The sequence below is a fragment of the Mesorhizobium loti CJ3sym genome (assembly GCF_000472785.1).
Taxonomy (GTDB): domain Bacteria; phylum Pseudomonadota; class Alphaproteobacteria; order Rhizobiales; family Rhizobiaceae; genus Mesorhizobium; species Mesorhizobium loti_E.
The window spans coordinates 166,286-189,851 of the sequence record NZ_AXAL01000002.1 but is presented as its reverse complement, the minus strand read 5'-3'; the positions used below and the strand labels follow the sequence as shown (position 1 = coordinate 189,851).

Genomic DNA, 23,566 nt, shown 5'->3' with positions numbered 1-23,566 from the left:
CTTCACGGCTCGCCCTGCCCGATCGCTTCCTTGCGCTTGGCCATGTAGGCCTCCAGCGCTTCGCGCACGGTGATATCCATCACCGGCTCGACATAGTCTTCCAGCGCCTTCTTCCACAGCCGCGTCGCGCGCGCGGTGGCATCAAGGCTGCCGGCCTCCTGCCAGGCTTCGAAATTCTGCCAGTTGGACAGCATCGGCTGGTAAAAGGCGGTGGCGTAGCGCTCCAGCGTGTGCGGCTCGCCGAAGAAATGGCCGCCGGTCGGCACCGCGCCCAGCGCTTCGACGGCAAGCTCGGCCTCGTCGACCACGATCGGCCGCAGGAACTCCATCATGTGCTGGATCATCTCGACATCGATGATGAATTTCTCGAACGACGCTGTCAGCCCGCCCTCCTGCCAGCCGGCGGCGTGATAGACGAGATTGCCGTGGCCGAGCACCGCGCCCCACAGCGCCATCAGCGTCTCATAGGCGCCTTGCGCATCGGCGGCATTGGAGGCTGAGCCCGGCGTCGTACGGTAGGGCAGCCCGTAGCGCCGCGCCAATTGCCCCGACGCGATATTGGCCTTGGTATTCTCCGGCGTGCCGAAGGCCGGCGCGCCCGATTTCATGTCGACATTGGAGGTGAAGGCGCCGTACATCACCGGCGCGCCGGGGCGCACCAGTTGCGTCAGCACCACGCCGAACAGCGCCTCGGCATTCTGCTGTGCCAAAGCACCCGCAAGCGTCACCGGGCTCATCGCCCCCATCAGCGTGAACGGCGTCACCGCCACCGACTGGCCGAACTCGGCCATCGTCATCAGCCCCTCGGCCATCATCTCGTCGAAGCGGCGCGGCGAGTTGACCGAGATGATGGTGGCAATGCCAGGATCGTCGCGCAGCTGGTCCAGCGTCAGCCCACGCGCGATCGCCATCATCTCGATGCCGTCCAGCGCCCTGCCCCGGCCGATTGCCGAAACATGGAAACTCTTGTCGGTCAGCGTCAGATTGGTGAAGTAGGTGTCGAGATGGCGTGAGTTGGCCGGCAGCTCCACCGGCGCGCAGACTTGGTTGCCAAGCATGTGGACGCAGTTGAAATGCTGCGCCAGCCGGGTCAGATCGGCATAGTCGCGCAGATTGCCGGCACGGCGTCCGCGCTCCATGTCGTGCACATTGGGCGGCCCGGCAACGAGCGTGAAGTTGATGGTGTTGCCGCCGAGATGGATTGACTTGGCCGGATTGCGCGGGGTCAGCGTATAGTTGGACTGGGTCGTCTTCAGCGCCTCGTCGATCATGCCGCGATCGATGCGGACATTCGCCGTTGCGTGATCGACTTTTGCGCCCGCCTTCTCGAACAGCGACAGCGCGCGCGGGCTCATCACCTCGATGCCGAAATTTTCCAATATGTGCATCGACGCCTGATGGATCGCCTCGATCTGGTCTGATGACAGCAACGCCATCGGCGGATAGGGATTGGTCACACGCCTTTGCGGCAGCTGCGGGATGGGCACTGGCCCCCTGTTGCTGGTGCGCTCGGCGCCGCGCTTGCGTCTTGGCTCGTTCATGTGAGGCATCAAAGCCTCGGCAAACAAAGCGAGCTGTCAGAAATACGCCGTTTACAGGCGTGATTTTAGCCAAGGCGGCATTTCGGCAGCACCCTTTTATAAGAAGCGACAAGGAGCGTCGGAATATCAACATGCCCTTTTCCCGAGCGCTCGGGCCGACGAAGCGTTAACGGAGACAGCAAGATTCCTTTTATGATTTCGGCCTATTGCTCATCCAATGCGTAGGTCGAGTTTTAGTAAAATTGTAGCGGTTGGTGTGCTGCTGGCTCTTTCGGCCTGCGCGACCGCGCCCAGCCACATCAACAATGTCTGTGCCGTCTTCGACCAGAATGACGGCTGGTTCGACAATTGGCAGTCGGCCGCCGAACGGGCCTCTCGGACATATGGCGTCCCCGTGCCCGTGCTGATGGCGACGGTGCGCAAGGAATCCGGCTTCAAGAGCAATGCCCGGCCGCCGCGCACCAAGCTGCTCGGCTTCATTCCGTGGAAGCACGTCTCGACGGCCACCGGCTTCTCGCAGGCGCTGGACGGCACCTGGTCGCAATATCAGCGCGAAACCGGCAACTGGGCAGCGCGGCGCACGAAGTTCGCCGACGCTGTCGACTTCGTCGGCTGGTATCATTCCAAGACGGCGGACACCTACGGCATCGCCCGCACCGACACCTACAATCTCTATCTCGCTTACTATCTCGGCTGGACCACCTATGGCCGCGGCAACCGCGGCGATGCCGGCGTTCAAGGCTATGCCCGGGCGACGGAGAAGATGGCGCGAGACTATGACGCGCAGCTAAGGCAGTGCGGTAATTAACTGCTCGGGATCAGGTGAAGGATCGGCTTTCCTCCCACTATTGCGGCTGTCGACAGCTTTCGGTCAAAGGTCGCCAACTTGCCGTCACGTGCCTTGGCCAGTCCCAGCAGATAAGTGTCCGTTATTTGCGCCGAGGTTAGGATCCTGGCTGTATCGATATCGTTGGAACCGACGAGACTGATATCGTCGGACCAGAAATGGTGCCCTGAAAGCGCATGCAATTTGCTCACAATCTGCGCAACGATAGCAGGCGAACCCGGAGAATTGGGGTATTTTGGGTTGCTCAGAATCCTGATGACGCCATTCTCCGTAATGGGACATGTAGCCCACGATAAATGACCCGTGGATTGGAACCACCTATGGGCATCGTCATGCGCGACGTGAGCCGGATCGATCAATGCAATCAAGACATTGACATCGAGCAGGAAGCTCACGGCAGTTCATCGCGAAGCGCATTGACCATTTCAAGATCGACAGTCGGGCCATCGGGCCGCGATGAAAGCAAGGGGATGCCGTTGCGTTCGCCGCCGGCGTGCGGCCTGCGCAGGGACCGGCGAACCAGATCGGAAATCACCTCGCCAACGCTGCGATCCTGCTGTCGCGCCATGGCCTTGGCGGCAAGAAGGACATCGTCATCAATTGCAAGCGTCGTTCTCACAACACGCTTCCTCGCTGCGCATCAAACATCACGCATCAAATAGGGCAGTATACGGATATATTCAAGCGAACGTAGCCTGTCATTGCTTTACGTGTGAGATACGAGAGCCGTGAAGGCAATGCGCCACCGAATGGCATTGCCTCCTCTTGGCCGTCAGCTCGGCTTCTTGCCGTGCGGCCGCTCGGGCGGCGCGCTAGCTGAACCCGGACCGTCGCCATGCTGCGCGTCTTCCGGCACGCCCTCATGCGCGGCGTGGTCCTTGTCGAACTTGATCACCGGCTCCATCGTCGCCAGCACATCGTCCGACAGCCAGCACAGGCTCATATGGCCGTCGCCGAGATGCTTCACCGGCGGCACCTTGGTTTCGCACAGATTGTCCGGCACCAGTTTCTTGTAGCCGCACCGCGTCTGGAACGGACAGCCGGATGGCGGGTTCATCGCCGACGGGATGTCGCCCTCCAGCACGATGTGCTTCTTGACCACGCTGGTGTCGGCGATCGGGATCGCCGACAGCAGTGCCTCCGTATAGGGATGATAGGGCGGCGCGAATATCTGGTCGGTCGTGCCTTGCTCGACGATATAGCCGAGATACATGACGACGACACGGTCGGCGATGTAGCGCACGACCGAGAGATCGTGGCTGATGAACAGCATCGTCGTCTTGTTCTTGCGCTGGATGTCCATCAGCAGTTCAGTCACCGCCGCCTGCACCGACACGTCGAGCGCGGAAACCGGCTCGTCAGCCACCACCACCTTGGCGTCGCCGGCAAAGGCGCGCGCCACGCCGATGCGCTGCTTCTGGCCGCCCGAGAGCTGGCGCGGCTTGCGCGTCTCGAAGGCGCGCGGCAGCTTCACCAGGTCGAGCAGTTCCAGCATCCGCTTGCGGCGGTCGGCGACGGTCTTGCCGACGTTGAATTTCTCCAGCGTCCGAATGATCTGCGAACCGACCGAATGGCTGGGGTTCAGCGTATCGAACGGGTTCTGGAACACCATCTGGATCGACGACACGGTGTCGACGCTGCGCTTCTCGATGCCGATCGACTGGATTTCCTTGTTGCCCAGCGTGACCTTGCCAGAACTTGCCGTCTCTAGGCCGAGCAGCACCTTGGCCAGCGTCGACTTTCCGCAGCCGGATTCGCCGACAATGGCGACGGTCTCGGATTCGCGCGCCATGAACGAGATCGTCTCGTTGGCTTTGACGACGCGGCCTTCGCTTGAGCCGAACACCTCGCCGCCGCCGACCTTGTAGTATTTCCTGAGGTCTTCGATCTTGAGCACCGGCGCGCCGGGCACGACGCGTTCATTGACCTTCTTGGCACCGGGCGGCAGGGCCTCCCAGTCGATCTCGTTGAAGCGCACGCAGCGCGAGAAATGGCCGTCATGGCCGGCGACCTCGATCATCGGGATTTCGGCGGCGTTACAGACGCCCTCGACGAAATGGTGGCAGCGCGGGCCGAAATTGCAGCCCTTGGGCCGTTCATGCGGCAGCGGCAACTGGCCGGGAATGGCAATCAGCGGCCGCGAATTCTTGTCGGCGCCCGGCAGCGGGATCGAACGGAACAGGCCTTGCGTGTAGGGATGGCGCATCCGATCGAACACGTCCTTGATCTTGCCGGTCTCCACCGCCTCGCCCGAATACATCACCGTGATGCGGTCGCAGGTCTCGAGGATGAGGCCGAGATTGTGCGACACGAAGATCATCGAGGTGCCGAACTTCTCGCCCAGCCCCTTGACCAGTTCGACGATGCCCGCTTCCACCGTCACGTCGAGCGCGGTCGTCGGCTCGTCGAGCAGAAGCAGTGCCGGCTTCGACAGCAGCGCCATGGCAATGACGATGCGCTGCTGCTGGCCGCCGGAGAGCTGGTGCGGATAGGAGCGCATCATGCGCTCGGGATCGGGCAGCTTGACCGAACGGACCATTTCGACCGCTCTTTTATAGGCTTCTTCCTTCGACACCTTGTCGTGGATCAGCGGCACTTCCATTAGCTGCTGGCCGATCTTCATCGCCGGATTGAGGCTTGCCATCGGCTCCTGATAGATCATGGCGATCTTGTTGCCACGGATGGCGCGCAGTTCCTCGTCGGAGAGCTCGCCCATGTCCTTGCCCTGGAACTTGATCTTGCCGCCGACGATTTTTCCGATGTTGGAGAGGTCGCGCATGATGCCGAGCGACACTGTCGACTTGCCGCAGCCGGATTCACCGACAATGCCCATCGCCTCGCCGGGCATGACCGTGCAGGAAAAATCCATGACCGCCGGTATCTCGCCCTTGCGGGTGAAGAAGGAGATCGACAGGTTTTCGATCTCGATGATCGGTTCTGCGGGATTTCGAACTGCCTCGTTCATGGGTCGCTCCAATCCAAATTTTACCAGACGCGGGCAAGAGCCCGTCAATCAGTCTTTCATCGATTGCTCACGCAGCGAGTCGGCCAGCAGGTTCAGCCCCAGCACGAACGACATCAGCGCGAATGTCGGCGGCAGCGCCGGGTGGATGAAGGAGCGCAGCAAGCGGCTGGCGTCCTTGATCGCGGTGCCCCAGTCGGGGCTTTCCGGCGCGAGACCCAGGCCGAAATAGCCCAGCGTCCCGAGCAGGATGGTGGTGTAGCCGATACGCAGGCAGGCATCGACGATCAGCGGGCCGCGCGCATTGGGCAGGATTTCCCACAGCATGATGTACCAGGGCGATTCGCCGCGCGTCTGCGCCGCCGCCACATAGTCGCGCGTCTTGATGTCCATCACCAGGCCGCGCACGATGCGGAACACGCCCGGGCTGGAGGCGAACACCACCGCCACGAAGATGTTGAGCTGGTTGGGATCGATGTGGACGATGTGCAGCGGGTCTCTGTCGAAGACCAGGCCGAGATAGATCCAGCCGCCTATGATGAGCGTCAGACCGAGCAGGATGTAGATCCGGTCGGGCCGGTTCTTGTAGCGCGTCCAGAACAGCACGCTGAAGAAGATGATCGGAAACAGGAAGAAGACACCGGCCAGCGCATAGGGGATCGGCGTGTCCATGATCCCCGGCGTCACCAGCAGGTAGAACAACAGGATGACCGGGAAGGCCAGCACGAGGTTGGCCAGGAACGACAGCACGGTATCGATCTTGCCGCCGTAATAGCCGGCAGGCAGGCCAAGCGTGATGCCGACCATCAGCGCGAAGCCGGTCGCCGCCGGCGCGATGATCAGCACGATCTGGCTGCCATAGACCATGCGCGAAAACACGTCGCGCGCCAGCTTGTCGCCGCCGAAGAGATAGACGAGCCCCGATTGCGGCTCGATGGCGCCAGGCAGCGTGTCCTTCATGATCGGGATCTGGCCGAGCGGATCGAAGGGCGAGATGGTCGAGGCAAAGATAGCCGTGAACAACCAGAACAGGCAGATGAAGACACCCGCTATGCCGACGCCGCTGTCGAATAGCTGGCCGTAGAGCGCAAGTTTTTTCTTGTAGAGGAAGCTCGCTCCCATGACGATGATGAGCGCGATCCAGACCGGCCAGAAGCGCGACAGCACTTCGAGAACGACGGTGAAGGCACTGATATATTGGACCTGCATCCGCTTCGCCCCCTACTGAACTCTGATACGCGGATTGAGAAAAGCGTAGCCGACATCGGAAATGAGCTGCGTGATCAAGACGATGAACACCGAGACCAGCGAGCAGCCGAGCAAAAGATCGATGTCGTTGTTGCCGGCGGCCTCGACCAGCGTGTAGCCAAAACCCTGGTAGCGGAACATCACCTCGACGATGACGACGCCGGTGAGCAGCCAGGGAAACTGCAGCATGATGACGGTGAAGGGCGCGATCAGCGCGTTGCGCAGCGCATGTTTCACCACCACACTGCCGAAGCTAAGGCCCTTCAATCGGGCGGTGCGGATATATTGCTGCGTCATCACCTCGACCATCGAAGCGCGCGTCATGCGCGCGATGTAGCCGATGCCGTAGATCGCCAGCGTCATGACCGGCAGCGTGAAATTGTAGAAGGTGATGCCTTGGCTCGCCGACGCGGCCGAGCCGTTCAGCCAGCCAAGCCACGAGGCGAAGATCACGGTGAAGATGACACCCGACACATATTCGGGTGTCGCCGTCGAGGCGATCGAGGCCACCGACAGCACCCGGTCGGTTCGCGAGCCCTCGCGCATGCCAGCCAGGATGCCGATCAGGAGCGAGATCGGCACCATCACCACCAGCACCCAGAACATCAGGATGCCGGTCGCGCCAAGGGCGGGGAACAATTTCGAGGCCACCGTTGCCTTGAACTTGGTCGAGCAGCCGAAATCGCCTTCGAGGACTCCGGCGAAGGTCGGCACGACCGGGTCATTGCAGAAGGAGAAACGCTGCGCCGGCTTGCCGGTCGCCGGGTCGGTCACTGGCTGCTTGGGCATGACGCCCAGCCACTGCCCATAGCGGATGAAGAAGTTCTGCCGGTAGCCATGCTCGACCAGCCAGCTCTCGAGCTGCTCGGCCGACGTATGCATTTCGGTCTGGCTGATCGCCAGCTTCTTCAGATTGGGTTGAAGGTTGATCAGGAAGAAGACGACCATGGTCAGGCACAGCATCGTCAATGCCATGGTGCCAAGACGCCTGATAACGAAGGAAAGCATGGCGGCCCCCTGCCGACGGGTTGGGGTTTGAGCCGGCTATGAAAGCCAACCCTGCCGTGCCTGGCGAGGCTGGCCGTCAAACAGGCCTTCGGATGCGATCAACCCTGTTTTTGTTGCATGACCTTGCCCGGGAGTCCGCAACTTTTTTAGAGAAGCGCGGACCAACGGGGACAGATGATACAAACAGCAGGGAAAGGGGCTGAGGCCCCCTTTCCCTTATCTGTGCGATCAAGCCTGGTCGAGCCAGACCTTGCCGTAGTCACGCTCGAAGGTCGGGTGCATCTTGTAATTCTGCACCGCCTTGACCGAATGGCTGTAGAGCTTGCGCCAGTAGGGTTGGATCATGATGCCGGAATCCTGCAGGATCTGCTCGATATCCTTCATCATTTCCTTGCGCTTGGCGGCATCGGCAACAGCGAGCGCCGCATTGAGCTTGGCATCCCACTCGGGGTTCGACCAGGCCGCCTCGTTCCAGGCCTCGCCGGTGCGATAGGCGATGGCCAGAACCTGGACGCCGAGCGGGCGCATGTTCCAGTTGGTCATCGATAGCGGATACTTCGTCCAGTCGTTCCAGAACGTCGAGCCCGGCAGCACCGTGCGCTTCACCTTGATACCGGCATCGCGCAACTGGGCGGCAATCGCGTCGCCGGTGTTCTTGTGCCAGTCCTCGTCAACCGTGATCAGCTCATGTTCGAAATCGGCCTGGCCGGCTTCCGCCATTAGCGCCTTCGCCTTGGCCGGATCACGGGCAACCTTCGGCAGCTCGTAATATTCGGGATGAATCGAGCAGACATGGTGGTTCTCGGCGACTGAGCCGGCATTGCCATAGCCGAGCTGGAGGACGACATTGTTGTCGACCGCGAGCTGCAGCGCGTTGCGCACCTTCTGGTCGCCATAGGGCTTGTTGTTGACGTTGGTACGGCAGACGATGGTCGAAGCCGTGACGATCTCCGACTTGACCAGGTCCATCTTGTCGAGGATCGAGACGTAGTCGGCCGACGTTTCGAAGTTGGTGTGCACTTCGCCAGCCTCGAAAGCGCTGACCATGGCCGCCGGATCGGTGCCGTAGTCGATAAATTCGATCCCATCGAGAAAGACTTCGCCGTCCCACCACTTGTCGTCTGTGCGGCGTTTGTAGACCACTTTCTGGCCGACGTCGTAGGACACGAGCTCGAACGGACCGGTGCCGATCGGGCAGGATTTGAAGTCGCCGCCCTTCTCGTCAAAGCTCTTATGGACGATCAGACCGGGATAGTCGCACATGTTGGGGATGAGCGCGATGTCAGGCTTGCCGAGCTTGAGCACGACGGTGTGGTCGTCCGGCATGGTCACGGCGCTTTCGTCGAGCTTGTCATCCTTGACCAGCGTGCCGAGACGGCCGGGCATCGAATTGCCTTCGGCCTTCTTGTCGGCCCAGCGCTTCAGGTTGAAGACGACATCAGAGGCTGTGAAGGCGTCGCCGTTCGACCAGGTCACACCCTTGCGCACATGCAGCGTGTACTGGGTGGCGTCGTCGTTCACATCCCAGCTTTCCAGCAGATAGGGGCGGAACGTATATTCGGTGGTGTACTTGACCAGAGGCTCGAGCGCCTGGCGCTCGGCATTGGCGATTTCCGACCAGTCGGCCTTGCGTGGGTCCTTCGGATCCTTGATCCACTGCGCGACCTTCAGCGTGCCGCCCTTTTTGCCTTTTACCTCTTCAGCCTTGGCCGGGGTCGGGTCGGCGAGGCCGAGCAGGCCATAAGCCATCGCCGTCGAGGCCCCGAAAACGCTTGCCATGGCCAGGAATTCGCGGCGATCGACCTTGCCTGCCTTGGCTTCTTCGGCCATGGCCAGGATGTGATCCGGCACGCGATCGCCATTACTCTTATAAATTGTCATGACTAACTCCCATTGTTGGCTTTCCGCCGATTAACATTCCGCATCCAGGCCACGATGTCAAAGACAGCTTGGATTGGGAACATGTTAGCGAATGTGCAACTTTGAAAAGGGAGCGGTACGCGCGATAGCGACAGTCTTGACGCAAAATTGCTAGTGCGCCCAGATTCCGCCAAAATCTACTCGGAGCGATTAAACTGAGACATTGGCGCGGGCTGCGACAGCGCCAGTGCTGGCCAGGATGAGGGCCAGCGCCTCACCCGGGATGAGGGCCAGCGCCTCAATATTCCTTTTCGTAGAAGATGCCGCCCTTGGCTTCGCCGGCGTCCGTCGCCTCGCCGCGCAGCTTGACGCCGCGCCCGACATTGAGGTCAATCGTGGCCTTGCCCGAACCCGGCTTGTCGCCCTTCTGGATGGTCACATAGGTGCGGTCGTTCAGGTATTTGCCGGCCGAGACCGCCGTGCCGCCCTGGCTGTCCGTGGTCACGTCGAGATCGTCGACGCCGATGGCGCTGCGCAGGTTCTCAAGCAGGGATGTCGAGCCGCCAACGCCGGCCAATTGCGCGGCTGCCTCGGCCAGCTGCGCGATCTGCAACGGCGACAGGTTCGACATCGACCGGCCGAAGATCAGTTGCGCCAGCACCTCGTCCTCGGGCAGCGCCGGCACCGAGGAGAAGGTGAATTTCGGATTGGTCGCCTCGCCCGACACCACGATGGTGACGGTGGCGCCGGTCGTCGTCGTTGTCGCGGTCAGGTTGAGGTAGGGCACCAGCGAGCCGGAGAAGCCGACCGTGCCTTCGGTGAAGGTCAGCCGCTTGCCGAGGATCGACAGCCGGCCACGCTGCAGGGTGAAGGTGCCGACCGCTTGCGGCGACGAGGCCGGGCCGGTCAGCCTCAGCGAGCCGCCGAGTTCGGCATCGACGCCCCTGCCCTGGATAAAAATCTGGTTCGGCGCGTTGACGGTGACATCGAGCGCAAGACCATTGCCGCCGCTCTTGCCTGATGTCGTGGCGGGACGCAGCGCCTTGTCCTGCGCCTTGACAGCTCCCGGTGCGTTCTTGTGCTTGACGTCGAGCGCGGCGAGCGAGCCCGGCAATTTGTCTGGAACGGTGACCACGGTCTTGGCGAGATTGACGGTGCCGGCGATGACCGGCGCGGAGACGAGCGGCCCCTTGATCGTCAGGTCGCCGCCGAGATTGGCGGTCACCACGCGCCCGTCCGTGTAGCGGCCATCGGTAAGCTTGATCGACAGGTCGGCCGGGAAACCTTGTGCCGGGTTGATGCCGACCGTGCCGCTGGCCGACAGGCTGCCGCGCGTCGACAATGTTCCCGTCAGTCGGTTGATCCTGGCGACGCCGCTGCCGATCGAGACATCGAGAGCGATGTTGTTGACCGCAAGGCCCGAATTGGCATCCACCAGCCGTGCGCCAGACGCGCTCACAGTGCCGCCGATGACAGGCGATGTCGCCGGACCGCGCACCTGAACGTTGACGTTGGCGGTTCCGGTCAGCGACAGGCCCTGCGCGGCCAGCTTCTCGCTGAGGATGCCGAACGGTACGGCGCCATTGAAGTCGAGTACCAATGCCGGCGTGCCTGCGGTCGTCACCGTGCCGCCGCCCTTGAGGCCAAGGCCGGCGCCGTCGCTCAGATTGGCGTTGAAGGTCAGCTTGTTGCTGGCAAAGGTGCCCGACGAGGAAACACTCACCGCCCCGACACCGGCACCTCGAGTCTGTGACGTCTGCACGCCGGCTGCATTGATGTTGAAGGCAACTGCGGGACTGGCAGGTGCGCCCGTCACTTTCGCCGTGCCCGAGATCGAGCCGGCTGCATCGAGGCCCGGCGCAAAACTGTTGGCGAGCGACATCGGCACTTTCGCCAGCGTCGCGTTGATGTCGAGCGCCTGCCCGACCTTGCCGGTCACCGTCGCCGTGCCGCCGCCAAGGTTGAGCACCAGCCGGTCCAGCGTCGTGGTGCCATTGGCGATGCTGACGGTCGAAGCCTGGGCTATGGCCGCCTTGATGCCCTGGACAGTCGCCTGGCCGGAAGCGAGCTCAATGGTGGTGGTGCCATTGGCGACCTTCACGCGGCCAGCGGCCTGCGCCGGAATGCCCTTGACGGTGGCGCCGCCGGAAAAGCCGGTCCAGTCGCCGTCACGCTTCAAATCGACATCGATGCCGCTGATGACAGTACCGCCCGATGTGACGGTGTCAGCACGGATCTTGCCGGAAATGACTGGAGCGGCGAGATAGTTGGCAATCAGCGCATCGATGGAAACGGCCTTGGCCTGCAGATCGCCGCGCGTGATCGAAGCGGTCGTTGCCTTGACGGCGACCTGCGGCGCCGCGCCGTTCCTCGAGAACGCGATCGTGCCGCGCACATCGCCCTCGGCCTTTTCCAGTGCAAGCGCGGCGAGCGGGCCGATATCGGGCAGGTCGAGCGAGATGGTGCCTTCCGGCACGAACTTGTCGTCCAGTGCCAGATCGCCGGAAATCCGGTTCTTGCCCAGCGACAGGAGCAGGCCGTTGATGGCGCTCTTGCCGTCCGCTGTCGCCAGCACCGCGCTGCCTTGCAAGGCCTGTCCCGCGACATTGCCGGTCAGTTGCACATTCGCCGCCGGGTTGGCCGCATCCGCCTTGCCGGTGGCGGTGAGCTTCAGACCAGTGATCTCGCGCGACGCCACCAGCAACCGATCGCTGTTGACCGTCAGCGACAGATCAGGCGCGATTGCCGGCCCCTGAGCGTTCAGTGCAAAGGCGATAGCGCCCTTGGCATCCTTGGACAACAGCGAGATGTCGGCGAGAGCACCGGTGATGTCGGCGGCCACCTTGTTGTCGGCAAGGCTCGCCTGCCCCTGTGCACTCAGCGCGCCGGAGACCAGCTTCAGCCCCTCGACATTGATGCCGCCATTGGGGTCGCGCTTCAGCGTGGCGCTCATCTGCGCGCGTTCGCCAAGCACACCACGCGCCGCCGCCGGCAAGGCCGATGAAGGGGCATCCGCACTCAGCTTGAGGTCGATTGTGCCGTCACGCAGGGACACTTGGCCCGCGACCTGGCTGTTCAACGCATCGCTTTTGAGCGAGCCGCTGTCGATGGAAACGGCGTCTGATGTCAGCCGGGCATTGAGCGCGGCCGTGACCTTGCCGGCGATCAGCGGTGCGATCGCGGCGTTGTCGAGACCGACCTTATCCACCGACACCGTGCCGGACACCGGTCCGGCGCGGCTCTTGAGGTCGAACGCATCCGAATGCAAGGTCAAGACAAGTCCATCCACCTTGGCCGGGCTGGTGGTGACCGAAGGCAGGATCGCGGAGACATCGAGGCGAGCCTGCGTGCTCTCGCCCGCCACCCTTGCCGATAAAGACTGGATCTCGATCTTCACCGGGCTCGCAGCACTGCCGAAGGTCAGCGGCAGGCTCGGCCCCGACGATGTAAGATCCAGTGCAAAATCGCTGGCGCCGTTCGGATTGATAGTGCCGGCGGCCTTGCCGGAAATCTTGTCGCCAGACAGCGTCGCATGGTCGAGGGCGACGCCACCGGCCAAGGTATAGGCGCCGGCCGCATCGACAGCGAGCGGTCCGAGCCCTGCCTGGCGGGTCTGGCTGGTTTCGACGCCGGCGAGTTGTGCGTTGAACCGAACCTCGGGAGCGGCCGGCGTTCCCGTCACCTGCGCCGTGCCGCCGAGCGTGCCTACGGCATCGAGGCCGGGCGCAAAATCATTGGCAAGGGCCGCCGGCAGCGCGGAAAACTGTGCCGCGAGATCGAGCGTCTGGCCTGCGGTGCCCGACAGTGTCACCGCGCCGCCACCGACATTCAAAGCCAGCTTGTCGATGCTGGTCGTGCCATTGGCGATTGTCAGGGCAGAGGCTTCGGCGATTGCCGCCTTGATGCCGCGAACCGTGGCTTCGCCCGAAGCGATCTCGACACTGGTGGTACCCTGGGAGATCTTGACCCGGCCGGCCGCCGTCGCCGGAATGCCCGCTATGGTGGCGCCGCCGGTGAAATTGGTCCAGTCGCCGTCGCGCTTCAGATCGACGCCGATGCCGCTGATTTCGGTGGCGCCCGAGGTGACGCTGTCGGCCTTGATCGAGCCAGCGATGGCCGGCGCCTTGAGATAGTTGGCGATCAGCGCATTGACCGCGATCGTCTTGGCCGTCACCTCGCCGCGCGCGATCGACGTGCTCTTGGCATCGATGGCAACAGAAGGCGCGTCGCCCTCCTTGGCGAAGTTGATGGTGCCGTTGATGTCGCCGGTCACCGTCTGGCCGGCGAGTGCCGCCAGCTGGTCGATTGCGGGTGCTGCAAGCGTCAGCGTGCCGAGCGGCATGAACTTGTCATCCAGCGCCAGGTCGCCGGAAACCTTGTTGTCGCCAAGCGAGACAAGGAAGCCGTTGATCGAGCGCTTGCCCTCGCTCGTCACCAGCGCCGCCTTGAGGTCGAGCGGCTGGTCGTTGACCGACCCGGTCAGCGACACGTTGGCCGAGGGACTTGCTATGTCGGCCTTGCCGCTCGCCGTCAGCTTGATCGCCTTCACCGTGCGGCCCGAGGCCGTCAGGCTGTCGCTGTCGGCGCTAACAGTGAAATCCGGTGCCGACCTGGCGCCGCTCGCCGACAGCGCGAAATCGACGCCGCCGGCAACCGGCACGCCGACCATCGGCGACAGCACCGAAACATCGCCCAGCGTGCCCTTGATGTCGGCCTGGATGTCGGTCCCCTGCGCGCTGGCGGTGCCGCTTGCGCTGAGCGAGCCGGAGGTAAACGAGATCGAATTGGCGGCAAAGGACCCCTGCGGATCGCGGGTCGCAGCGGCCGAGAACTTCACCCGCTCGCCGAGCACCGAGCTGATCTGCGGCGGCAAAGCGGTCGATACCGCATCCGCATTCATCTTGAGCTGCATCGAGAGATCCGCAAGCGCCACCGTCATGGTCAGCGAGGCGTTGAGCGCATCGGAGCGCAGCGTGCCCTGGTCGATGGTGATGGCGTCCTTGCTGAGCGCTCCCGCGAGATCGACATCGACCTTGCCGGTGATCAGCGGCGCCAGTGTCGCCACGTCGGTTTTCAGGCCGCCTGCCGTCAGCTTGACGGCAAATGGCCCGGCGCGGTTCTGGATGTCGAAGCCGTCTGAATGGATCTGCGTCGAAAGATCGTTCAGCTGCGTGCCGCCAGCCACCACCGAAACCAGCGAGGCGCCGATGTCGATGATCGGCGCCCTGCCGTCGCCAAAGGCGCGGGCAGTGATGTTCCGGATGACCACCGTGATCGGCTGTGCCGCACTGCCCATGGTGATCGGCACGGGTGCGCCCTTGGCGGCAATTTCAACCGACAGGTCGCTGGCGCCGGCAGGGTCAGCGATGCCGGTCGCGGTGCCATGTATCGTATCGCTTTCGATGTTGGCCCGGTCGACGCTGATGCCGCCGGCCGATGTCGCGGTGCCCGCGACATCGAAGCTGGTCTTGCCGGCAAACAGCGGCCTCAGATTTTCGGGCAGGAAGGGCGCGAACTCGCCGTCGCCCTTGGCCTCGACGTGATTGCCCTTGTCGGTAGACTGGTGGCGGCCGGTCAGCTGGGTGACGATCTTGCCGTCGACCGTGAACGTGGCGATGCCGTTCCAATTGGCGAGCGGTCCGGTGCCCGAGACGGCTAAGTCGACCGGCGGCGCATTGGGCAGCTTGAGCAGATTGGCGATGATGCCGCCTGATGGTTCCGACGCCTTGAGGTCGAGATCGAGCCTGTTGTCATCAGGCGCAAAGTGGATCTTGGCGTCGACATTGCCTTGCTTGCCGTCATGGCGGGTGACGTTGAGCACTGTCTCGACCGCCAGCGGCGCGGCATCGGCCTTGAGCATTCCCTTGGCGGCAAGCTCGGCGATGCCGCTGCCGGCCAGTTGCTGGCCAAGCGCGATTTCCGGCAGGTCGATCAGCTTGATGTCGATGGAAACCGGCAGCGTCGCCGTACCGCTCTGCGCCGGCTGTTGCTGACCTGCCACCGGCAGGCGTGCCAGTTCGATGCGCTCGGCCGCGATGCGGTCGGCGCTGAAACTTTTCGACAGCAACGAAAGCGGCGACCAGTCGACCGCCACTTTGCGCGCCACCAGCCATGCGCCTTGGCGGTCTTCTACAACGACATGGTCGACGCTGAGCGCGCCCGACCAGATGCCGTCAATGCCGCTGACGGTGATCTTGCGATCGTCGCTGGAGGCCATCTGCGAAATGATGCCGGCGAGATTGTCGCGTCCGCGCTCGGTCTTGGTCAGCACAACCAACGCGCTGATGGCGCCCGCGACCACGATCAGCAGCGTGTAGAGGACAATGCGAAGGATGCGCCAGACCGTTTTCATCGTCAGAATGCCTGTCCGATGCCGGCATAGATGCCGAAATGCGGATCGCTGGGATCGCGGTTGAGCGGAATGGCGGCGTCGATGCGCAGCGGCCCGAACGGTGTGACGTAGCGCAGGCCGACGCCGGCGCCGACCTTGACGTCGGAGAAATTCGGCACCGACTTCGTCGACACCGTGCCGGCATCGACGAACGGCACGATGCCGATCGTGTCGGTTATGGCGATGCGCATTTCCACCGAGGTCTCGAAGAAGGACAGGCCGCCGATCGGCTGGCCGTTGAAATCCTTGGGGCCGATGCCCTGATAGGCGTAGCCGCGCACCGAGCCGCCGCCGCCGGAATAGAAGCGCCGGTCGGCCGGAACGTTCTGCAGCCCGGTGCCGACGATCGACCCGGCGGCAACGCGCTCGGCCAGCACGAACTTGGAGGCCGTATCCAGCGACTGATACGCCGATCCCTCGCCCTTCACCTTCAGGAAGGCCGCACCGCTCAATATGTCATAGCTCGGCTCGGCATAGGCCAGCACCCGGAAGCCGCTGGTCGGGTTCAGCCGGTTGTCGCGGTTGTCGTAGACATATTGCAGCGGAATGCTGGCGATCAGGTATTTGTGCTTGCCGAAGGCGTCATGGATGCGTGAGTAGTCGAGCGCCACCTCGGCCGAGACGGTCTGCTTCTTGTCGAGCTCATAGGACAGGCCGGTGCTGCCCTTGACCGAGAAATGATCGTACGCGTCCGGATGCTCCAGCACGGTCTTGACGCTGGCAAAGAACTTCGACGCCGGCCCGATCACGCCGGGTTTCTCGAACATGATGCCGGCATTGTAGTTCAGCTCGGACAGATTGTTGCTGCCGATACCGCTGATGGCGCCGTCGATGCGCAGCTTTTCGGCGTGACCAAACAAATTGCGGTGGCCCCAATAGCCCTCCAGGCCCAGCCCCTCGGTGTTGGAAAAAGTACCGCCCAGGCCGAAATAGCGCGGCTTGCGCTCGCTGACCTGGACGCCGATCGGAATGTTGCCGTCGGCATCGAGTTTCTCGGCTTCCTTGAACGTCACGCTGTTGAAAACCTCGAGCGCCAGCAGCCTGTCGCGCGCATCGCTGATCTCCTGCGGCGAGTACTGCTTGCCGCGTTTCAGCCCTGTCATGTATTCGGTAAAGTCGCGGTCAACCTTCTCGGTGCCTTCCACCGTCGTCGCGCCATAGCCGGCAACCGGCCCTGCCGCCACCGTCAGCGTCACATCAAGCGTCGAGGTGGCATGGTCGGCGACGATCTGCCGGTCGGTCACCTTGGCCAGCGGCCTGCCCTGCTCCTTCAGCGTCCGCACGATCAGCGCCTCAGCCTTGAGCACGGCGCCGGAACCGGCGTCGCCACCCGATATCAGGCCGTAATCGGCGCTCATTAGCCCCGCCGCGTCGCCCTCCAGCCGGATGGTGCCAAGGGTGAATTTGGGGCCGGCGGCGACAGTGACCACCACCGGAATCGGCTGCGGACCCTTGAATTCGGCGTCCGGCGGCAAGTCGTCGATCGGTTTGCCGTCAATGGTGATGGTGACCACGCCTTCATAGCGGGCATCGGCGTAAAGGGCGGCGACCAGTTGCTCACGGTCGCTGCGCGCCTTGGCCATCAGCCCGAGCGAGCCGGACACGGGGCGATCCACATCACTTTTCAGGGCCGAAGCGTTTTCGAGCTTCTTGATCAGATCCTTGTCGGCGTCTGGAGCCGTGATGGTTACGGCATAGCGCAGCGGGTCGACGATATCGGCGTCCGGGTCGCTGGAAGAGCCCCACAGCTTGATACCAAAGATCGAGAAGGCAGCCGCCGGCCGTGATTCGGCGGCCAACGCGGCCCAGCAGATCGCAGCCAAAAGCAGGGCGCGCGGAAGGGCGCGCCCTGGCGCGGTCCTTCCTGACATCTGCTTTTCATGCGCCGGCATTAAGACAACCTAGGTTACAAAACTAAAATTGGAATGAAGTTCTGAAGCGCTCGTAAAGGAGCCACAATCCAATTGTCTGAAATAGGACGGGCTTGGAATTCACACCTTCTGCGTTTCCGCAAGAAAGCGTGATCCCCTATCCCGTGGAGGTTACTGCTCGCATACCGGTCCTTGGCCGGGAAATAAACCGTTGGCAGGCGGAACCTGCCTCGTTCGCGCGTTGACAAGCTTGGCTGAAGCTTGAACATGCCCGCACGATTGCACTGTCTGGAGGGTGTTATGGCAATGCGCGCGGCTCGTGGTCTGTCGATCCTGATCCTTCTTTTCTTCGCCTGGGCCAATGTCTTAACCTGGAACGGCGTCGCGCAAGCGGCCGAAGCCCGGCGAATCGCAACGACCGACAATTCCGATTATTTCGGCTTTGATCTCAGATCCGACCAGAATGTCACGCTCGACCAGTGCAAGACGACATGCCTTGGCGATCCGGCCTGCCGCGCCTTCACCTACAACACCAAGGCCAAATGGTGCTTTCTCAAATCCGACTACAACCAGTTGAAGCCGTTCAACGGCGCCGTCGCCGGCAAGATCGTCAACATTGACGGCGATCCCGATATCGGCGCCCCGCCAGCACTGGCCTTCTTCCCCAACTGGATGGCCGATCAGGCCCAGCAATACCGCAACACGCTGCTCGGTCCGGCCTATAACAAGCCCACCGAAGGCATGGCGGCCCTGATCGGCTCTGCCGAACAGGCGGTGCAGACCGGCGACCATCGCTCCGCCATGCAGAAATACGAGGCCGCGGTCTCGGTGATGCCCGACGATGGCCAGCTCTGGCTCAATCTGGCGCGCGAAACGCTGGCCGTGCAACCCGTAGCCAGCACCGCGGAAGTATCGACTTTGCCGATGAACGGCACTTCGGCCGCTTTCAACGCCTACAAGCTGCTGCGCACCACCAAGACCCGCGCCGACGTGCTGGCCCTGCTCGGCGCCGGCCTCGACAAGCGCGATCTCTACCGCCCTGCCCTGCAGGCCTATGAGGCGAGCCTTGCGCTGGTAACGTCGCCGGCCGTCCAGGCCGACTATGCCGATCTGAAGGCCCGCAAGGGTTTCCGTGTCATCGACCACAGCGTCGATGCCGACACCAGCGCGCCGCGCATCTGCGCGCAGTTCTCCGAGGAACTGGTCAAGACCGGTGTCGACTACGCGCAGTTCGTCACCGTCGACAATGCGCCGCCGAAGGGCGTCGAGGCCAAGGACAAACAGATCTGCGTCGAGGGCCTGGAGCATGGCCAGCATTACGACGTCACCTTCCGCGCCGGCCTGCCGGCGGCAATCGGCGAAGTGACCGCCGCTCCCGTGGTGCTGTCGATCTACGTGCAGGACCGCGCGCCGTCCGCCCGCTTCACCGGCGACAGCTTCGTGCTGCCGGCCGGCGCACGCCGTGGCATCCCGATCGTCACCGTCAACATGAACGCCGCCGAGATGAAGCTCTACCGCATCGGCGACCGTTCGCTGGCGCAGCTTCTGTCGGGTTACCAGTTCCTGCACCAGCTCGACAGCTATGACATCTCCAACATTACCGAGCAGATGGGCGCGCCGGTCTGGCAGGGCCAGATCGACATCGTCAACGACCTCAACAAGGAGGTCACCACCTCCTTCCCGGTCGACCAAGCCCTGCCGCAGCGCAAGCCCGGCGTCTATGTGCTGACCGCCAAGGCCGTCAACGACAAGAGTGACGATTCCGGTCAGATGGCCACGCAGTGGTTCGTCGTCTCCGACATCGGCCTGTCGACCTATACCGGCCAGGACGGGCTCAATGTCTTTGCCCGTTCGCTGGGCAGCGCCAAACCGATTGCCGGCGCCGAACTGACGCTGGTTGCCAGGAACAACGAGGTTCTCGGCACCGCGACCTCGGATGCCGACGGCCATGCCGTCTTCAACCCCGGCCTGACACGTGGCGACGGCGGCATGGTGCCGGCCGTGCTGATGGCCAAGCAGGGCGACAATGATTTCGTCTTCCTCGACATGTCCAAGGCCGGCTTCGACCTGTCCGACCGTGGCGTCACCGGGCGCGCGGCTCCCGGCGCGCTCGACGTCTATGCCTGGACCGAGCGCGGCATCTACCGCGCCGGCGAGGATGTCCATGTCGCGGCCCTTGCCCGCGATGGTGCCGCCAAGGCGGTCGAAAACCTCCCGCTGACCTTCATCTTCTCGCGTCCCGACGGTGTCGAGGACCGCCGCATCGTCAGCGACGGCGCTTCGGCCGGCGGCCATGCCGTCGACCTGCCGCTCGAACCCAATGCCATGCGCGGCACCTGGTCGGTATCGATCTACACCGATCCCAAGCAGCCGGCGGTCGCCACCCAGATGTTCCTGGTCGAGGACTTCGTGCCGGATCGCATCGAATTCGACATGAAGGCCGACAAGCAGGAAATCGAGCGGGGCGAAACCGCCAACATCAACATTGACGGCCGCTTCCTCTATGGCGCGCCGGCGGCGGGCCTGGCCCTGGAAGGCGAACTGACGCTGTCGACGGCGCGCGACTGGGACCGCTTCCCCAACTTTTCCTTCGGCCTCGCCGACGAGCAGTCGGCGCAGCCCACGGTCACACCGCTGACCAACCTGCCGGTGGTTGGCGATGACGGCAAGGCGACCTTCCCGATTTCCGTCGACCAGTTGCCCTCGACCACCAAGCTGGTCAACGGCAAGGTGACGGTACGGATGCGCGAAACCGGTGGCCGCGCCATCGAGCGCTCGCTCAACATCGGCATCCGCCCGCAAGGCCATATGATCGGCATTCGTCCGGACTTCGCCGACGGCGAAGTGCCGCAGGGCGGCACAGCCAAGTTCAGCCTGATCGCGGTCGATCCAGCCGGCAAGCGTGAGGCACTGAAGGGCGCGCAGTGGTCGCTGGTCAAGGTCGAACGCAATTACCAGTGGTACCGCTCCAACAACTCCTGGAACTACGAGGCGGTCGACCTCACCAAGTCGATCGCCAACGGCCAGATCGACCTCAGCGCCGATGGCGACGCCACCGTCTCCGTGCCGGTCGATTGGGGCCAGTATCGGCTCGAGGTCGAGACATCTGATCCCGAGGGGCCTGCCACCAGCTATGAGTTCGATGCCGGCTGGTATGTCGCCTCGACCACCACCGAAACACCTGACGGCCTGGAGATCGCCCTCGACAAGGACAATTATGCCGCGGGCGAAGTGGCCAAGCTGAAAATCTCGCCGCATTTTGCCGGCGAACTTCTGATCAACATCGGTTCCGACAAGCTGCTGAAGACCATCACGGCAACCGTGCCGGTCGGCGGCAGCACCGTCGACATTCCGGTCGGTGACGACTGGGGTGCCGGCGCCTATGTCACGGCAACCCTGTTCCGGCCGGGCGATGCGCAGGAAACGCGCATGCCGGCCCGCGCCATCGGCGTGAAGTGGCTGACGGTCGATCCGGGCTCGAAGAAGCTTGCCGTCACGCTGACGCCGCCGGACAAGACGATGCCGCGCCAACAGTTGTCGATCCCGGTTTCCGTGGCCGGCGTGCAGCCGGGCACCAACGCCTATGTCATGGTTGCCGCGGTCGATGTCGGCATCCTCAACCTGACCAACTATAAGGCACCGGATCCGGAGAACTGGTTCTTCGGCCAGCGCATGCTGGGCATGGAGATCCGCGACATCTATGGCCGCCTGATCGACGGCTCGCTGGGCACCACCGGCAAGCTCAGGACCGGCGGTGACGGCGCCAACATGCAGACGCAAGGCAGCCCGCCCACCGAAAAGCTGGTCGCCTTCTTCTCCGGCCCGGTCCAGCTCGACTCTGACGGCAAGGCGCGGGTCGACTTCGACATCCCGCAGTTCAACGGCACCGTGCGCGTCATGGCCGTCGCCTGGACCAAGGAAGCGGTCGGCCATGCCCAGTCGGATGTCATCGTGCGCGATCCCGTCGTCATCACCGCCGGCCTGCCGCGCTTCCTGGCACCTGGCGACAACGCCGTCATGCGGCTCGACGTGGCCGACACCGACGGCCCGGCCGGCGACTATGCTTTCTCGATCGACACGACGGGCGACCTGTCGACCGGCGACAAGCCCCTGCCCCAGAAGCTGACGCTCGCCCAAGGCAAGCGCCAGACACTGACCGTGCCGTTGATCGCAAAGACGGCGGGCAATGCCTCGCTCACCATAAAGCTGGCGCACGCCGACGGCACCAAGGTCGAACAGACGCTATACGTGCCGGTGCGCCCGGCGCAATTGCCGGTCACCACCCGCCTTGTGGTCGACCTCAAAGGCAATGGCGGCGCATTGCGCGTCGACAAGGAACTCTTGGCGGCAAGCCTGCTGGAAGGCGCTTCGGTCAGTGTCGGCGTTTCGCAGGCCGCGGCCTTCGACGTGCCGTCATTGCTGATGACGCTCGACCGTTACCCCTATGGTTGCGCCGAGCAGACCACCAGCCGCGCCATGCCGCTTCTCTATGTCAATGACATGGCTTCCGGCATCGGCATGGAAAGCGACCCCGACTTGCACGGCCGCATCCAGGATGCCATCTACAAGGTGCTGAGCTATCAGTCCTCGTCCGGCAGCTTCGGCCTGTGGGGCCCGGGCTCCGGCGATCTATGGCTCGACGCCTATGTCAGCGAGTTCCTGACCCGGGCACGCGAGCGGAAATACGATGTGCCGGCTCTCGCCATGAACCAGGCGCTGAGCAATCTGCAGAACTCGCTAGGCTACGACCAGAGCGTCCAGGACCGCGGCAGCGAGATCGCCTACGCCCTCTACGTTCTGGCCCGCAACAAGAAGGCCTCGATCGGTGATCTGCGCTACTATGCGGACACCCAGCTCGAAGCCTTCTCGAGCCCGATGGCCGTTGCCCAGCTGGCGGCGAGCCTTGCGCTCTATGGCGACACCCAGCGCTCGGAAGCAACGTTCAAGACAGCGCTGCAGCTCGCCAAGTCGCAGACCGACTACGACTACTACCGCTCCGACTATGGCTCGCCGCTGCGTGACGGCGCGGCAATGCTGTCACTGGCGGCGGAATCGAAGCCGGTATCGACGATCGTGCCCGAATTGATCAAGCTGGTGACCAGGGAACGCGCCGAAGTCCGCTGGACCAGCACCCAGGACGATTCCTGGATGCTGCTGGCGGCCCGCGCGCTCAAGGAAGGCAATGACTCGATCACGCTGACCGTCAATGGCGCGCCGCATTCGGGCGGCTATTCCAACCAGGTCAACGGCTCCGAGCTGGTCGACAGCCCGCTCGAAATCGCCAACACCGGCAAGACCCCGCTGCAGGCCGTCGTCACCACCGTGGCGTCGCCGATCCAGCCCTTGCCGGCTGGCGGTGACGGCTTCACCATCGACCGCACCTACTACAAGCTCGATGGCACCGAAGCCAATGTGACGGAGGCAACCCAGAACGAACGCTATGTCGTCGTGCTCAAAGTCACCGAGCAGAACAGCTGGCCTTCGCGCCTGCTGGTCACCGACCTGTTGCCAGCCGGCTTCGAGATCGACAATCCGGGCCTAGTCTCCAGCGCCCAATTGACGAATTTCTCCTGGCTGGCACAGACCGATGCCGCGCATCTCGAATTCCGCGACGACCGTTTCGTCGCGGCATTCAACCCCGCCGACGGTGACCACGACCACAATCTGACGATGGCCTATGTCGTGCGCGCCGTGACGCCTGGTACCTATGCGCACCCGGCAGCTACGGTGGAAGACATGTACCGGCCGCAATACTCGGCCCGCACCGCCACCGGCGTGATGGAGATCAAGGCCCCGTAAGGTGCCGATGGTGGCGATCATGCAAATGGCGATTGCGCT

The 23,566-nt window shown here is 63.3% G+C and carries 11 protein-coding genes; 2 read left to right on the top strand and 9 right to left on the bottom strand.

What is annotated here, in order from left to right; all coding sequences use genetic code 11:
- Positions 1–2 precede the first annotated feature (2 nt).
- Positions 3–1,541 (bottom strand): trimethylamine methyltransferase family protein, encoded by a 1,539-nt coding sequence (locus tag A3A9_RS0105455; RefSeq protein ID WP_027057866.1) that lies wholly within the window; start codon positions 1,539–1,541, stop codon positions 3–5.
- A 217-nt stretch (positions 1,542–1,758) separates the two neighbouring features.
- On the opposite strand from A3A9_RS0105455, the gene A3A9_RS0105450 reads away from it, so the two are divergent.
- Positions 1,759–2,349: a transglycosylase SLT domain-containing protein gene (locus A3A9_RS0105450; RefSeq protein WP_027057865.1), complete on the top strand. Its 591-nt coding sequence runs from the start codon at positions 1,759–1,761 to the stop codon at positions 2,347–2,349.
- Here A3A9_RS0105450 and A3A9_RS0105445 read toward each other — a convergent pair.
- From A3A9_RS0105445 to A3A9_RS0105410, 8 genes are all read right to left on the bottom strand, one after another.
- Positions 2,346–2,783 carry a TA system VapC family ribonuclease toxin gene (locus tag A3A9_RS0105445; protein WP_027057864.1) on the bottom strand — a complete coding sequence of 146 codons (438 nt, stop codon included), beginning with the start codon at positions 2,781–2,783 and terminating at the stop codon, positions 2,346–2,348. The genes A3A9_RS0105450 and A3A9_RS0105445 overlap by 4 nt on opposite strands.
- Complete coding sequence (locus A3A9_RS0105440; RefSeq protein WP_027057863.1) at positions 2,780–3,007, bottom strand: CopG family transcriptional regulator; 228 nt, start codon at positions 3,005–3,007, stop codon at positions 2,780–2,782. Before A3A9_RS0105440 ends, A3A9_RS0105445 begins: the two co-directional genes overlap by 4 nt.
- 153 nt (positions 3,008–3,160) lie before the next feature.
- Complete coding sequence (locus tag A3A9_RS0105435; RefSeq protein WP_027057862.1) at positions 3,161–5,353, bottom strand: ABC transporter ATP-binding protein; 2,193 nt, start codon at positions 5,351–5,353, stop codon at positions 3,161–3,163.
- 48 nt (positions 5,354–5,401) lie between these two features.
- A complete protein-coding gene (locus A3A9_RS0105430) occupies positions 5,402–6,559 on the bottom strand; it encodes an ABC transporter permease (protein WP_027057861.1) in 1,158 nt (385 codons plus the stop codon).
- Between the two features lie 12 nt (positions 6,560–6,571).
- Entirely contained in the window at positions 6,572–7,606 is a 1,035-nt protein-coding gene (locus tag A3A9_RS0105425; RefSeq protein ID WP_027057860.1) for an ABC transporter permease, read from the bottom strand.
- A gap of 228 nt (positions 7,607–7,834) precedes the next feature.
- The gene (locus A3A9_RS0105420) at positions 7,835–9,487 is read right to left on the bottom strand and encodes an ABC transporter substrate-binding protein (protein WP_027057859.1); all 1,653 of its coding nucleotides are present in this window, start codon (positions 9,485–9,487) and stop codon (positions 7,835–7,837) included.
- A gap of 277 nt (positions 9,488–9,764) precedes the next feature.
- Positions 9,765–15,818, bottom strand: coding sequence for a translocation/assembly module TamB domain-containing protein (locus A3A9_RS0105415; protein ID WP_027057858.1), 6,054 nt, complete (start codon positions 15,816–15,818; stop codon positions 9,765–9,767).
- A 2-nt stretch (positions 15,819–15,820) separates the two neighbouring features.
- Positions 15,821–17,749, bottom strand: coding sequence for an autotransporter assembly complex protein TamA (locus A3A9_RS0105410; protein WP_027057857.1), 1,929 nt, complete (start codon positions 17,747–17,749; stop codon positions 15,821–15,823).
- Positions 17,750–18,028: 279 nt separating this feature from the next.
- On the opposite strand from A3A9_RS0105410, the gene A3A9_RS0105405 reads away from it, so the two are divergent.
- Entirely contained in the window at positions 18,029–23,527 is a 5,499-nt protein-coding gene (locus A3A9_RS0105405; RefSeq protein ID WP_027057856.1) for an alpha-2-macroglobulin family protein, read from the top strand.
- The last annotated feature ends 39 nt before the right edge of the window (positions 23,528–23,566 follow it).

Coding starts and splice junctions, on each gene's coding strand:
- A3A9_RS0105455 (WP_027057866.1), bottom strand. CDS start 1,541: ATGAACGAGCCAAGACGCAAGCGCGGCGCCGAGCGCACCAGCAACAGG.
- A3A9_RS0105450 (WP_027057865.1), top strand. CDS start 1,759: ATGCGTAGGTCGAGTTTTAGTAAAATTGTAGCGGTTGGTGTGCTGCTG.
- A3A9_RS0105435 (WP_027057862.1), bottom strand. CDS start 5,353: ATGAACGAGGCAGTTCGAAATCCCGCAGAACCGATCATCGAGATCGAA.
- A3A9_RS0105430 (WP_027057861.1), bottom strand. CDS start 6,559: ATGCAGGTCCAATATATCAGTGCCTTCACCGTCGTTCTCGAAGTGCTG.
- A3A9_RS0105425 (WP_027057860.1), bottom strand. CDS start 7,606: ATGCTTTCCTTCGTTATCAGGCGTCTTGGCACCATGGCATTGACGATG.
- A3A9_RS0105420 (WP_027057859.1), bottom strand. CDS start 9,487: ATGACAATTTATAAGAGTAATGGCGATCGCGTGCCGGATCACATCCTG.
- A3A9_RS0105415 (WP_027057858.1), bottom strand. CDS start 15,818: ATGAAAACGGTCTGGCGCATCCTTCGCATTGTCCTCTACACGCTGCTG.
- A3A9_RS0105410 (WP_027057857.1), bottom strand. CDS start 17,749: ATGCCGGCGCATGAAAAGCAGATGTCAGGAAGGACCGCGCCAGGGCGC.
- A3A9_RS0105405 (WP_027057856.1), top strand. CDS start 18,029: ATGGCAATGCGCGCGGCTCGTGGTCTGTCGATCCTGATCCTTCTTTTC.